Genomic DNA, 13,499 nt, shown 5'->3' on the forward strand with positions numbered 1-13,499 from the left:
CCGATCAGCGGGTCAAAATCAACTTATCCTGTTTGATTTCAATGCGATCATAGCGCCGCAGGTAATCCATCCCCAAGAGCGATCCGAACAGATCGCCATCCGTCACATAGGCCCGGACCCGGTCGTCCTGAATGCCGCCCAAACTCAATGTGTCAATCTTGACCGGAGCGGTGCGCACGGTGCCATTGGCGGTTTGAGCGCGGCCAGTAAAGGTCAGATCGTCGACATTGATCCCGGCGCGTTCGGCGTCTTTGAGCGACAGCACGACATTGGACGCGCCGGTATCGACCAAAAACTCAACAGGTGCGCCGTTGACCATGGCGACAAGCGAAAAATGCCCGCTTGGATCACGATCAACCTGAATCACGCCATCGCCGCGGATGATTTGCGCCGGCGCAAGGCGCGGGCGCACGTCTTGCCAAAGTCCCACCGCCGCCAAAGCGCCGATAAAAATCAACGCCCAAAGTGCTGCATGGCGCAACACCTGCCCAAGATTGCGGCGGTTGGCGACGATGTAATAAAATCCAATCGCCCCCAAAAGGAGCGACAGATAAAGAATGCGGGCGGTGTCAAAGCTGTCCATAGGGTATAGATAGGGTGTGTTTTCGGATTTGTCAGCGCGGCAACGCGCCAGTCACGCAACTATCAGGCAAATGTTAGAAAAACACCGCTTTGAGCCCGTCAATGACGAATTGCACCGAAAGCGCGGCCAAAAGCATCCCCATCAGCCGCGTCACCACATTGATGCCGGTTGCACCCAAAATCCGCTCCATCGCGGTGCTCATCATAAAGAAAAACAGCACCAGCAAAAGCACGGCCAACAAGACGCCAAGGACGAAAAACACGCCACTGACACCTTCGGATTGATCAATCAGCAAGATCATCGAGGTGATCGCCCCCGGACCCGCCAAAAGCGGCGTGGCCAGTGGAAAGACCGAAGGGTCTTCGACCGGCTGATGTTCGGGGTGCTGCGCGTGTTCTTCGCGCCGTTTCGAACGCTTTTCAAACAACATCTCAAGGGCGGTCAAAAACAACAAAAGCCCGCCGGCGATGCGAAAGGCCGGCATGGAAATGCCAACAAAGGTCAGGACGTGATCGCCAAACAGGCCAAACACCGTCAGGATCACAAAGGCAATCGTCACCGCGCGCAGGCCCACGGCCCGCCGATGCGCGGCAGAGGCGCCGGGCGTGAGTGCCACAAACAGCGGCGCAAGCCCGATCGGATCAATGATCACGAACAGGGTTAAAAACGCGGTGATGAGGGTTTGAATATCCATCAAAGACCTGTCTTAACCGTTTGCTTTTTCTAACTTTTCAAGCGCATCCATCCAAAGCGATTCCGCGCGTTCCAACGCGTCGACCACTTCGGAATATTTCTTTTGCCAAATCACGGCGGCCTCTTTGTCTTCGTAAAGCGCCGGGTTGGCCAGTTTGATCTGTAGCTTTTTACTCATGTCATTGAGCTTGCCAACACGCTCCTCGCATTTGCGAATCTCGGCCTTAAAGGCTTGGATCTCCTCGCGGCTGGCCTTTTTTGCCGGGGCGGCGGCCTGTTTGGCGGCCTTGGATTTGGCCTCTTTCGGTTTGTCATCGCCTGTCAACAACAGGCGGCGATAGGCATCCAGATCGTCCTCATAGGGGGAGACCCGGCCATCTTTCACCAGCCACAGCCGATCCGCCACAAGCGAGAGCAAATGCATGTCGTGGCTGACCAACACAACCGCGCCCGTATAGGCCGTCAGCGCCTCAACCAACGCCTCGCGGCTTTCGATGTCGAGGTGGTTGGTCGGCTCATCGAGGATCAACAAATGCGGCGCATCGAGCGTGGCTAAAAGCAGTGACAGACGCGCTTTTTGCCCACCGGACAAGCGTCCGACTTCGGTGTCCGCCTGATCCGCCCCAAGGCCAAATCCGGCCAGTTTGGCGCGCAGTTTTGGCGGGTGGAAATCCGGCATGGCGCGTTGCAAATGCTGCAACGGCGTTTCGTCCAGATACAGCTCATCGACTTGGTGTTGGGCAAAGAACCCGATGCGTAATTTGCTATGCTGCACCATCTTGCCGCCCATCGGCGCAAGCCGGTTGGACAGAAGTTTCGAGAGCGTCGATTTGCCTTCGCCGTTGCGGCCCAAAAGCGCGATCCGGTCGTCTTGGTCGATGCGCAGATCGAGCTTGCCGAGGATTTGTTTGCCATCATAGCCCACGGATGCGTTTTCCATGTTGATGATCGGCGGTGACAATTCTTCGGGTTCTGGGAAAGAGAACACCACCCGCGCCGCATCTTCGGGCGCAGTGATTTTTTCCATCTTTTCCAGCATCTTAACGCGGGATTGCGCCTGTTTTGCTTTCGAGGCTTTGGCTTTGAAGCGATCGACAAAACTTTGCAGGTGCTCGCGTGCCGCGTCTTGTTTTTTTGCCGCCGCCGCCTGAACCGCGCGTTGGGCGGCGCGGGTTTTGGCGAAATCGTCATAGCCGCCGGAATAGAGCGTCAGTTTTTTGCTCTCAAGGTGCAAAATGCCGCCCACGGCGCGGTTCAAAAGTGCGCGGTCGTGAGAGATCAACAGCACCGTATGCGGGTAACGGCCAAGGTAGCTTTCCAGCCACAAAGCGCCTTCCAGATCGAGATAGTTGGTCGGCTCGTCGAGGAGCAGCAGATCGGGCTGCGAGAACAACACCCCCGCCAGCGCCACGCGCATCCGCCAGCCGCCGGAAAAGGCGGAGCAGGGCATGTGGATCTCTTCTTCGGTGAAGCCCAGACCTTTGAGAATGCTTGAGGCGCGGCCTTCGGCGGACCAAGCGTCAATATCGGCCAAACGGGTCTGAATTTCGGCAATCCGATGCGGGTCGGTTGCGGTCTCGGATTCGGCCATCAGGCTTTCGCGTTCGATATCCGCCGCCAGCACCGTGTTCAGCAGTGAGACCTCATTGCCCGGCACCTCCTGGGCCACGCCGCCGATGCGGGCGCGGGCGGGCATCTCAATCACGCCGCCTTCGAGGACCAATTCGCCCCGAATGATGCGAAACAGGGTGGTCTTGCCGGCGCCATTGCGGCCGACAATCCCGACCTTGTGGCCGGTGGGAATGGTGGCGGAGGCATTCTCGATCAAAATGCGGCCGTCAACGGAATAGGTGATATCGCGAATTTTCAACATGCGGCGAGCCATGCCTGAGACTGCGGCGAAGGTCAATCACCGCTTTTCAAACTCTGCTTTTCAAAGGCGGCTGCCCGTGCTATCCGGCGCGCAATCTTCGGGTGCGGCTTGGCTCGTGCCCGGTTCCCTTAAAATCCGATCCAAGAGGTTCCTCCCATGGCTATCCAGCGCACCTTCTCCATCATCAAACCTGACGCCACCAAACGCAACCTGACCGGCGCCATCGTCGCGAAATTCGAAGAAGCTGGTCTGCGCGTGATCGCATCCAAGCGCATTCAAATGACCTTGGCTCAGGCACAGACCTTTTACGGCGTGCACAAAGACCGTCCCTTCTTTGGCGAACTGTGTGACTTCATGATCTCCGAGCCGGTTGTGGTTCAGGTTCTTGAAGGTGAAAACGCCATCGCGAAAAACCGCGAAATCATGGGCGCCACCAACCCGGCAGACGCCGCTCCCGGCACGATCCGCGCCGAATTCGCACTCTCCGTTGGCGAAAACTCCGTGCATGGCTCCGACGCCCCGGAAACCGCTGCGGCAGAAATCGCGTATTTCTTCTCCGGTCTCGAACTGGTTGGCTAAGCCTTAAGGTTTAGAATCCGCTTTGAAACGACAAAAGGCCGCTCCCTCCGGGGCGGCCTTTTTGTTTGATCCGGGATAAGTGTTTGATCTGGGATAAGTGAGTATTTGGTCGCGGTAAAAACGGGGTATGATCAACGCCTAAGCCCGGTGCCGATGGTGTCCAAAATCACCTCAATCCCCATGGGCGGCGCAGTGTCATCGGCCAAGGCGGCACTGACAATCGCATCAAACCGGGCGCGTAGGGCGGTTTTTTCCGCCCCTTTGCAATCATTCCAAGGCCGCCCCTGAAGCCCCATTGCCATGGCGTAATAGCCGATGAAATGCGGCCGGCTGCCATGGGCCAAAAGCCTTGCATAGGCGGCATCCGGGCCGATGTCGCGCAGGGCCTCGGCGGAGGTGATCCCGGCGCGGGCATATGAGGCGTCCGAGGAGGGGCCGAGGTTGCGGATGGAAGAGACGGGAGAGGGCATGACGGGCCTTGGCACAGCAGGAGGGAACGGTTCTGTGAGTGTGCCAAGGCAACGGCACGGGCGTCAAGCGATCTGACGGCTTCTTGGGGCGCGCGTTACCTTGCGTTACCCTGCGTTACAGTGCGGCCCAATCGGTGTAGCTGACGGTGCGTTTGACAATGAACGGCAGTGGCGCGCGGGCTTGCGGCTGTGGCACTTGTGGCGGCTTCGGATTGGCTTGCGGTTTTTGCGGCGTTGTTTGCATTTGGAAAACCCCTTTGAAACATCCTGATGGTTGGTCATATCAGAATTGTTGCCAAATGCGGCCACGCCCGGCACCAAATTGCGGCACGGGCGCGGCGCTTATCTGAAAATTTGAGCTTTCATCTGCGCTTAACCAGTCCGGGTTCAGGTGCCGGGTTTCACGATCTGATCCAGGGCGCGCAGGGTGGACAACAGCCCGGCCAGATCTTCGATCCGCACCATATTTGGCCCGTCCGAGGGCGCATTGTCCGGGTCTTCATGGGTTTCGATGAACAGACAAGCCACACCAACAGCCACGGCGGCGCGCGCCAAAGGCGGCACCATGGTGCGATCACCGCCCGTCGAGGTGCCATTGCCGCCCGGTTGTTGCACCGAATGGGTGGCGTCAAAACAGACCGGATAGCCGGTTTCGGCCATGCGGGGCAGGCCGCGGAAATCGCTCACCAGCGTGTTGTAGCCAAAGGAGGTGCCGCGATCACAGAGCATGATCTTGTTATTGCCGGTCGAGGCAATTTTAGCGGCCACATTGTCCATGTCCCAAGGGGCCAGAAATTGCCCCTTTTTGATGTTGATGGTTTTGCCGGTTTCGCCAGCGGCCAGCAACAGATCGGTCTGACGGCACAGAAACGCCGGGATTTGCAACACATCCACCGCCTCGGCCGCCATGGCGCAATGGTGGGTTTCATGCACATCGGTCAGCACCGGACAACCAAATTCGGCGCGAATTTTGGACAGGATGCTCAGGCCCGCCTCGGCGCCAAGGCCGCGTTTGCCCGAAAGTGAGCTGCGGTTGGCCTTGTCATAGGAGCCTTTGAATATAAACGGCGTGCCCGTTGCATCACAGGCCTCGGCGATCCGTTCGGCCAACATGCGGGCGTGATCGAGGCTTTCCAACTGGCACGGACCCGCGATCAGTCCAAAGGGCAGGGCGTTCGATAAGGTGACCGGACGGCTCAGGCCCTCTGGGCCGACGGAGACGGATTTGGCGAGCGTGGGGGCGAGGGGCATGAGCGGTCCTTATGTCTTTGTGCGTGGCCTGATGTCTTTGATCGTAGCCTGTCTGATCCATAGATAAGCCTGTGCCCATAGATCATAAAGGGGGCGCGTTTTGCAAGTGTGGGCGCGATTGGGGGCATCTTCGTTTGATGCATGGCTTTCGCGGTTTGCTATGCGCTTTGTGCATGACGGCCTTCGCGCCTTGTCTCTGGTATGAGGGCGCTAACAGGCGCATATAAGGGACAAGACAGGGGATCGAAGCGCTTTGAAAGCCAATGCATCCCAAAACAGAGCTACAGACCAAAGGAGCGATTACCATGGCCTATATGACCCAAAACCTCGCCGTCACGCAGCCGCTTATGGATCGTTTTGCTGCGTTGCGCGCTGAGTTTTCCCACCGTCGTGCCCAACGCACCGAAGCAGAGCGCGTGTTTCGCGAACTCTCGATGATGACGGAGTATGAATTGACCGATCTCGGGATTTCCCGCCACTCAATCCGCGACATCGCCGCCGAGGCGGGCCGCCGCATCTAAAGCGTTTTGCCTTTGATCTGAGCCAGATCATAGGCGAAACGCCCACACCATCGACGGCTCGTGAGCCTTTGCTGCATGTCCTGATTCAGGAAAAATGCAAAAGGCTTTAAATCAAACCTCTCCTCCCGCATCACATCCTCCTCCCGTGATGCCAATCCCCCCGCAAGCTGCGTTCCGCTTGCGGGGGTTTTGTATTGTGTTTTCAGTAGCCTTTGCGGCGGTCCACCTGCCACAACAGATCAAGCCCACCCTTGTGGCGCGCAATATTGGTGGCCACGTTTTGCGCCCCGGTCTGCGCATCGGTGCGCCCGGCAATATGCGGGGTCAGAAAGGTCCGGGGCAGCGCCCAGACCGCATCGCCCTCGGGCAGGGGTTCGGTGTCAAACACATCAATCACCGCATTGCGCAGATGGCCGCGCCCCAGCGCCTCAGCCAGAGCGCCAAAGTCGCAATGCGCGCCGCGCCCGGCATGGACAAGGCTGGCACCGGGTTTCATTCTGGCAAAGGTCTCGCGGTTTAAAATCCCGCGCGTCTCAGGCGTCAGCGGCAACAGGCAGACCACAATATCCGCCTGCGAGAGCAGATGATCGCGCGCCTCGATCCCGGTGACACAGGTCACACCGGGCAGATGCTTTTGTGAGCGCGACCAGCCGGAGACCTGAAACCCAATATCCCTGAGCGCCTCAGCCGCCAGACAGCCGATTTCGCCCAGCCCCAGAACGGCCACATGGGTGTCGGCGGCACAGCGCACTGGAGCGGCATTCCAGTCCTGATGCCGCTGTGCCCAAGCATATGATGGCAGATCGCGCAGACAGGCCAGGCAGCCGCTCAGCACATATTCGACCACCATCCGCGTGTTGTTTGGATCACTCATTTTGATCAAGGCCAAGTCCGGCGGCAAGGTGGCGAATTGATCGACTCCGGCGCTGACCGAGAACACGATCTCAAGCGCCGGGAACATCGACCAATCCGGCAGCGGCAGCCATGTAAACACATAGCGCACCTGAGCCGGATCAAAGGCCTCCTGCGGGGTCACCAGTGCCACATCGGGCAGATCGCGGGCAAAGGTTGCGCGAAAGGCGTCGATGCGGTCGGTGTCACGGGTGTTGAGCAAAAGCGTCATGCGGCTGTCCTGTCTGGCCGTGGGGGTCTGTCTTATCGGCTGGTCACACCGCTCAGAGGGGTGATTTTCGAGCCATCCGAGAAGCGATGCAACCGAAACGGCGTGGGGTCGACCACGGGCGGGTGATCGGTGATCAAATCCGCCGCCAAACGCCCCGCCCCGGTGCCAAGGCCAAAGCCATGACCGGAAAATCCGGTGGCGACAAACAGGCCGGGCAGGCCGTTTTTGACGCCTACGGTGGGGGAAATCACCGGGATGATATCGGGCAGCACGTCGATATACCCGGCCCAGCGCTGTGCCACGCCAACGTTGCGAAACAGCGGGTAGGCGGCTTTGATGATGTCGAACACCTTGTCAATTGCGGCGGGGTCGGGGGCGGGGTCGAGCACGCGGGTGTCTTCAAACGGTGTGCGATCCTTTGGCCCCCAATGGCGGCGGGTGCGCAACGCGTCCAAAAATGCTGGGCCGATGCCCAGATTGATGTTGCGCCATTCGTTTTTCAGCGTCGGCAGAAAGGCGGTGAACAGGCGGAAACTGTCGGGCGTCAATTGATATTTGCTCGGCAGGGCGGAGGCAACAGTATAGCCGCCATCGCGGCGTTTGCGCAGGGCGAAATCTTTGAATTTGACCGTGCCTTCGGGGCCATTTGGCACCGGATCTGTTGCCAAAACCGTGCTTTTGGTGCGCAGTTGCGGTAGCTCAATGCCCAGATTTCCAAGGAACAGCCGCGACCAGACGCCGCCTGCCACCAAGACTTTGGAACAGGCAATGCGGCCCTGTTCGGTGACCACGCCGCTGATCTTGCCCGCTTCGGTTTCAACCACACGCACGGCACAGTTTTGATGCACTGTGCCGCCACGCGCCTGAACCGCGCGGGCAATCGCGGGGGCGGCTTTTTGCGGCTCGGCACGGCCATCATGCGGATTGTAAAGCGCGCCTTTGATGTCGAGGTCAAGCCCGTCAAATTGCGCCAAAGCCTCGTCGCGGGTGAGAAGTTTGGCGGGGATTTGATAGTCTTTGAGATGCTCAAGCCAGATGCGTTCTTCGGCCAGTGCCGCATCGGTGGCGCAGGTGAAGGTGACACCACATTGGCGATAGCCGGTGTCGCCTTCGATGCGCGCATCAAGGCCTTTCCAAAGCCGTACCGATTCCACCATCAACGGCATTTCGCGCAGGTCGCGATGGGTCAGCCGGACCCAGCCCCAATTGCGGCTTGACTGTTCACAGCCGATCTCGCCCTTTTCACAAATCGCCACCTTGAGGCCACGTTCAACCAGCTCAAGCGCGGTACAGACCCCAACGATGCCACCGCCGATGATCACAACATCAACGGCGCCGGGGAGGCTTGGGTCGCTGGTGACGGGGTCCAGTTTAGGTCCTGGCATGGGTCTTCACTCCTGTTGCGGTCCACTCGGGCACCGCGATATTTCGGTTGAGTTGAAACGGGGGTCTAAGCATGAGGCGGCAAGGGGGCCCCTTGTGTTTTCGCGCGCGCCCAATCGCGCACACGGTATCCGCGCAAGGCCGCCTGTGGGGCGACGGACATATAGAGCGGTTGCGCATGGAGCGGTTCGATTTTGAGGTCCAGATCGGCCTCCGCCACGCCCATGGCCCACTCGGACAGGATGCCGCCGATCATCGACCCGGTCGGCACACCGCGCCCGGACAGACCCGTCATGGCAACCACGCCGGGGGCGAGGCTGTAAAGCCGCGGGATGGTTTTGCGCTGCATATCCAGTTCGCCATACCAAAAGAATTTCCAGCTGAGGTCTTCGCGCAGCTCCGGGTGCAGCCATTTCAGCCGGTCCGAGAGCACTTGGCGGGTGAATTTGGGATCGCGGCCGCGCTGTCCCATCGGGAACATCGAGGCGACGATGCGGTTTTGGGCATTGTATTTATAGACGTAAATGTCGCCGCGCCCGTCCTGGATGGTGGTGCGTTTGGGCAAAACCACCGCCTGAGCGGCCTCGGACAGAGGTTGGGTTGCGGCCACGAACACCCGCATGATGCGAAAGGTTTGGTCGAGTTTCGGCCAGCCCGAAACGGTGTAAGCGCCGGTGGTGTAGATCACTTTTTCGGCCTGCACCGCGCCATGCGGCGTGCGCACGACCCATGCGCCGTTTTCGCGCACGCAGCCGGTGACTTCGGTGTCCGTGAAAATGCGCCCGCCCTCTGTTTGGACCGCGCGGCCAAGGCCACGGGCATAGCCAAGCGCATTCAGCCCGCCCGCTTCCTCGTGAAGCCAGCCGCCATAGAACCGCGACGATCCGGTGATCGCGCGGGTCTCCTCGCGGTCCAACATCCGGGTGCGCGCGCCGATGCTGTTATACTCCTGCGCGCGTTTTTCCAGTGTTTTCAAATGGCTGGGAAAGAGCGCGCCCTGAACATAGCCGTTATGCTCCCATTCGCAGTCGATGCCGTAGCGGCTGATCATGGCGCTCACCTTGTCATTGGCGCGGGTTTGGCGATGGATCAGACGCTCGGCCCAAGGCGCGCCCAACACGCGGCGCAGCTCGGGCAGGCTGTAATGGGTGAAGGTCGGGGTGCAATGCCCGGCGTTGCGCCCGGAGCCGCCAAAGCCGATCTCCTTGCGCTCCAGCATCACCACAGACACGCCTTGCCGCGCCAGTTCCAAAGCGGTGCTCAACCCGGAATACCCCGCCCCAACAATGCAGACATCGGTCGTGACCGTGCCCGCAAGCGGCGCGGTTTTGGGCGCGGCGCTCGCGGTCGCATGCCACAGCGTGTCTTCGAATTTTGAAAATTTGCGGCTCATCTCAGCGTCCACCACTGCGACTGTCAAAGGCATCGCGCAGCCCGTCGCCGATAAAGTTGAACCCGGTCACAGCGATGGTGATTGCCACACCCGGCACGATGGCGAGCCAGGGTGCGGAGGCCAGATATTGCTGTGCGCCATTGAGCATATTGCCCCAGCTTGGCAACGGCGGTTGAATGCCGTAGCCCAGAAAGCTGATATAGGCCTCAAGCAAGATCGCGCGGGCCACAGTCAGGCTGGCGGCGACAATGATCGGGCCGATGGCATTGGGCAAAAGCTCGCGGAACATGATCCAGCGCCCGGACAGACCCAACATATGCGCGGCCTGCACAAAGTCCTGATTGCGCAGGGATTTGACCTCGGCCTCGACGATCCGGGCGACCTCCATCCAACTTGTCGCCGATATGATCAGGGCGATCATCACCGGGCTGGGTTGGATGAACGCGGCCAGAGCCAAGAGCAAAAACACCGAAGGGAAAGACAGGAAGGCATCAACGATGCGCATCAGCACCGCGCTGACCCGCCCGCCGTAATAGCCGGAGATCACCCCAACGACGGAGCCGAACGCGGTGGCGATGATCATCACCGCAAACCCCACGGCCATGGAGATCTGGCCCGCGTGAAACAGCCGCGCGGCAATGTCGCGGCCCAGCGGATCGGTGCCAAAAATATGGCCTCCGGTGCCGGGGGGCGCGAAGCGGGCGCGCAGGTCGATGTGCAATTCGTCATAGGGCAAGAGATGCGGGCCGATGAAACAGGCCAGTGTCAGCGACAGCACCATGATCACCCCGATCAGGGCCAAACGATGCGAAAGAAACCGACGCAGCGCGCGCGACTGGATGACCGGGCGGCGGGCAGGTGACGTGAGCGGGGCAGAGGTCATGAGAGTGGCCTTTCTTAGTCCAGCCGGACACGCGGGTCGATCTGGGCGATCAGGAGGTCGGCGGCGAGATTGCCGATGAGAACGAGCAAGGCGGAGGCCATCAACAGCCCCATCACCACCGGGTAATCGGAATAGCCCAGGCTATCGAGGAACAGCCGCCCCATGCCGGGCCATGTGAACACGGTTTCCGTCACCAAAGCGCCGCCCAAGACCATCGGCACCTGAAGCCCGGCCAAGGTGATCATTGGCACCAAGGAGTTGCCAACGATGTGTTTGAGCAAAACCCGGCGCGAGCTCAGGCCTTTGGCGCGGGCGGTGCGGACGAAATCCTGATGGATCACATTGAGGGTGGAGGTGCGCATATAGCGGCTCCAGATCGCCACATCGACCAGGGCCAGAACACTGGCAGGCAGGATCAGGTGGCGCAGGTAATCGAGCACCGATTGATCGCCGATGTTGTACATATTCCCCGCCGGCAACCAACCGAGGTTGAGCGAGAAAATATAGATGGCGATCAGGCCAAACCAAAAGGTCGGGATTGAGAGGGCGATCATCGCGGCAACGGTCATTGTGGTGTCAAAGAGGGACCCGCGCCGGATCGCGCTGAGGATGCCGATGGAGCTGCCGATGCTGACCGAAAGCGTTGTGGCGGTGCCCATCAACAACAGCGTGGCAAAAAGGTGACTGCCGATCACATGCAAAACGGGTTGGCCATCGCGATAGGAGGTGCCCCAATCGCCGGTGATCATATGGGTGAACCAGTCGATATACTGCACCCAAAGCGGGCGGTTGAGGCCCATTTGTTCGGTGATCTTGTCGATCTGTTCTTGGGTCATGCCGGGACTGAGCGCGAATTGCGACAGCGGCCCACCGGGGGCCAGGGTCAGAACGGCAAAGCCAATGAAAGACACGATCAGCAACAAAATAAGGCTCTGGCCGAGCCGGGATAAGATGTAGCGCAGCATGGCGGGCGCCCTCTTTGTGCGAGGTTTGGATTGAGATCCGGCCTCTTTCGCGTGGGACCGGCTCCGATGAGGGCGCGGCGGGGGGAGGACCGCCGCGCCCAAGGGAACGCGCGCTTAGCTGCGTTTCCAGTCGCGCACGTTCCAACTGTCGATGCGGTTGTTCACGTTCGGCGCCGGGCCGGTCACATCGTCTTTCCAACCTTTGATCACCGAATATTGGAACATAGGCAGGAAGGGCAGATCATCGCGGATCACGGCCTGCATCTCCTGGTAGATGGCTTTGCGGTCTTCGGGGACAAAGCTCAAAGCGCCCTTGGTGAGCAGCTCATCCACTTTGGCACTGTTATAGGCAAAGGTGTTTTGGCCCGCACCACCAAGCACCGGAGAGGCGGTGGACATGAAGTAATCTGAGGTGTCCGGGTCGGCCCCTGCGAGCGTATTGAGACCCACAACCACGGAATCGAATTCGGAATTCATCCAGTAATCGCCCCACATGACCGCGGGGGGCAGGTTTTTGATCTCCATCGCCACACCGATTTCAAGGAAGGTCTGTTGGATGAACTGCTGCGCCTGTTCGCGCAGGTGGTTGCCCGCTGTGGTCGAGTTGGAAAAGGCCAGTTTCACGCCGTCTTTTTCGCGGATGCCATCGGCCCCGCGCACCCAACCGGCCTCGTCCAGCAAAGCGTTGGCTTTGTCGATGTTGAACTCATGCTTGGGCAGGTCCGGGTTATAATAATAGGACTGCTGCGGCATGTAGGTTTCGGTCGGGGTTGGCACGCCGTAGTACAGCGCGTCGATGATCGAAGTTTTGTCAATCGCGGCGTAAAGCGCCTGACGCACCGCCAGTTCCTGAAACTGCGGTCGGGTCGTGTTCAGGCCGATGGATTCAAATGTCGCCTGACCCGAGATTTTGACGACTTTGCCCTCCAGCGTTTCCGCCTCAGCCAGATGGTCCGGGGTGATGTATTGCAGGCCGATCACGTCGATGTCGCCGGATTTGAACTGTGTATACATCACATTGAGATCTGGCACATATTTGATGATCAGCGTTTTGAGATAGGGACCATCCATGTGGTAATCGGCATTGGCCTCAAGCTCGATGTGATCGCCCGCCATGCGGTTTTTGAACTTGAACGGGCCGGTGCCGATGGGCGCGGTGTTGAGCGGGCTGTCGTTTTTGTCGGCAACGCCATCAAACACATGTTTTGGGATGATATAGGTCGAGGCCAGGATTGCGGCCATCGGCGCGAAGGGCTCGGCCATCTCCCATGTCAACTCGGTGTCGGACACCACGGTGATGTTTTTCATCAACTTATAGCCGGTGGAGCGGAAAGAACGGAATTCCGGGTCCATGGTCAGTTCGAGTGAGAATTTCACATCCTCGGCGGTGAACGGCGTGCCGTCATGCCATGTCACGCCCTCTTTGAGCGTCAGAGCCCAGTTCAGACCATCGGCGGAGATGCCACCATTGGCCACGGTGGGCACGTCGGCGGCCAGAATGGCAAAGAATTCACCGCTTGGGTCGAAATCGAACAGCGGGTCATAGACGGCGTAATAGACGCCTTCGTCCACCTCAATATGCGGCATCAACGGGTTGAAAACAGTGGGTTCTTGCGAAAAAGCCAGGACCAGTTGGCCGCTTGGATCGGCATTGGCGGCAAAGGCGCGGTCGCGGCCAATCGCCATCGGTCCCATCAGGCCTGTTGCTCCGGCAGCTCCCATCAACATGAGCGCTTGGCGGCGCGTGAGATGAGACGTGGTCTTCTCTGTGTCTGTCATGGT

At 59.5% G+C, this 13,499-nt stretch carries 14 protein-coding genes; 2 read left to right on the plus strand and 12 right to left on the minus strand.

Annotated elements, in window-relative coordinates; all coding sequences use genetic code 11:
- Positions 1 to 4: 4 nt before the first annotated feature.
- The 3 genes from BLT54_RS18635 to BLT54_RS18645 all read right to left on the minus strand — a co-directional run bounded on the left by BLT54_RS18635 (position 5) and on the right by BLT54_RS18645 (position 3,149).
- On the minus strand, positions 5 to 583 hold the full coding sequence (locus BLT54_RS18635) for a retropepsin-like aspartic protease family protein (protein WP_074646682.1): 579 nt from the start codon (positions 581 to 583) through the stop codon (positions 5 to 7).
- Positions 584 to 656: 73 nt separating this feature from the next.
- The gene (locus tag BLT54_RS18640; RefSeq protein WP_074646683.1) at positions 657 to 1,277 is read right to left on the minus strand and encodes a MarC family protein; all 621 of its coding nucleotides are present in this window, start codon (positions 1,275 to 1,277) and stop codon (positions 657 to 659) included.
- 12 nt (positions 1,278 to 1,289) lie between these two features.
- Positions 1,290 to 3,149, minus strand: a complete 1,860-nt coding sequence (locus tag BLT54_RS18645) for an ABC-F family ATP-binding cassette domain-containing protein (RefSeq protein ID WP_074646684.1) — start codon at positions 3,147 to 3,149, stop codon at positions 1,290 to 1,292.
- A gap of 156 nt (positions 3,150 to 3,305) precedes the next feature.
- Between BLT54_RS18645 and ndk the strand changes: the two genes are divergently transcribed.
- Positions 3,306 to 3,728 carry a nucleoside-diphosphate kinase gene (gene ndk / locus BLT54_RS18650; RefSeq protein WP_074646685.1) on the plus strand — a complete coding sequence of 141 codons (423 nt, stop codon included), beginning with the start codon at positions 3,306 to 3,308 and terminating at the stop codon, positions 3,726 to 3,728.
- A 131-nt stretch (positions 3,729 to 3,859) separates the two neighbouring features.
- On the opposite strand, the gene BLT54_RS18655 is transcribed toward ndk, so the two are convergent.
- From BLT54_RS18655 to kdsA, 3 genes are all read right to left on the minus strand, one after another.
- Positions 3,860 to 4,198, minus strand: a complete 339-nt coding sequence (locus tag BLT54_RS18655; RefSeq protein WP_074646686.1) for a TfoX/Sxy family DNA transformation protein — start codon at positions 4,196 to 4,198, stop codon at positions 3,860 to 3,862.
- Between the two features lie 115 nt (positions 4,199 to 4,313).
- A complete protein-coding gene (locus tag BLT54_RS23050; protein ID WP_281241910.1) occupies positions 4,314 to 4,442 on the minus strand; it encodes a hypothetical protein in 129 nt (42 codons plus the stop codon).
- 143 nt (positions 4,443 to 4,585) lie between these two features.
- Positions 4,586 to 5,449: a 3-deoxy-8-phosphooctulonate synthase gene (gene kdsA, locus BLT54_RS18660; RefSeq protein WP_074646687.1), complete on the minus strand. Its 864-nt coding sequence runs from the start codon at positions 5,447 to 5,449 to the stop codon at positions 4,586 to 4,588.
- A gap of 305 nt (positions 5,450 to 5,754) precedes the next feature.
- On the opposite strand from kdsA, the gene BLT54_RS18665 reads away from it, so the two are divergent.
- Positions 5,755 to 5,970: a YjiS-like domain-containing protein gene (locus BLT54_RS18665; protein WP_074646688.1), complete on the plus strand. Its 216-nt coding sequence runs from the start codon at positions 5,755 to 5,757 to the stop codon at positions 5,968 to 5,970.
- A gap of 202 nt (positions 5,971 to 6,172) precedes the next feature.
- Here BLT54_RS18665 and BLT54_RS18670 read toward each other — a convergent pair whose 3' ends face one another.
- The 6 genes from BLT54_RS18670 to BLT54_RS18695 all read right to left on the minus strand — a co-directional run bounded on the left by BLT54_RS18670 (position 6,173) and on the right by BLT54_RS18695 (position 13,496).
- Entirely contained in the window at positions 6,173 to 7,093 is a 921-nt protein-coding gene (locus BLT54_RS18670; RefSeq protein ID WP_074646689.1) for a 2-hydroxyacid dehydrogenase, read from the minus strand.
- 32 nt (positions 7,094 to 7,125) lie between these two features.
- Positions 7,126 to 8,478: an NAD(P)/FAD-dependent oxidoreductase gene (locus BLT54_RS18675; protein ID WP_074646690.1), complete on the minus strand. Its 1,353-nt coding sequence runs from the start codon at positions 8,476 to 8,478 to the stop codon at positions 7,126 to 7,128.
- Between the two features lie 65 nt (positions 8,479 to 8,543).
- The gene (locus tag BLT54_RS18680) at positions 8,544 to 9,869 is read right to left on the minus strand and encodes an NAD(P)/FAD-dependent oxidoreductase (protein ID WP_074646691.1); all 1,326 of its coding nucleotides are present in this window, start codon (positions 9,867 to 9,869) and stop codon (positions 8,544 to 8,546) included.
- A 1-nt stretch (position 9,870) separates the two neighbouring features.
- Positions 9,871 to 10,752 carry an ABC transporter permease gene (locus BLT54_RS18685; RefSeq protein ID WP_074646692.1) on the minus strand — a complete coding sequence of 294 codons (882 nt, stop codon included), beginning with the start codon at positions 10,750 to 10,752 and terminating at the stop codon, positions 9,871 to 9,873.
- A gap of 14 nt (positions 10,753 to 10,766) precedes the next feature.
- On the minus strand, positions 10,767 to 11,717 hold the full coding sequence (locus BLT54_RS18690) for an ABC transporter permease (protein WP_074646693.1): 951 nt from the start codon (positions 11,715 to 11,717) through the stop codon (positions 10,767 to 10,769).
- Positions 11,718 to 11,831: 114 nt separating this feature from the next.
- Complete coding sequence (locus tag BLT54_RS18695; protein WP_074646694.1) at positions 11,832 to 13,496, minus strand: peptide ABC transporter substrate-binding protein; 1,665 nt, start codon at positions 13,494 to 13,496, stop codon at positions 11,832 to 11,834.
- Between the last annotated feature and the right edge of the window lie 3 nt (positions 13,497 to 13,499).

The sequence above is a fragment of the Celeribacter baekdonensis genome (assembly GCF_900102315.1).
Classification (GTDB): Bacteria; Pseudomonadota; Alphaproteobacteria; order Rhodobacterales; family Rhodobacteraceae; genus Celeribacter; species Celeribacter baekdonensis.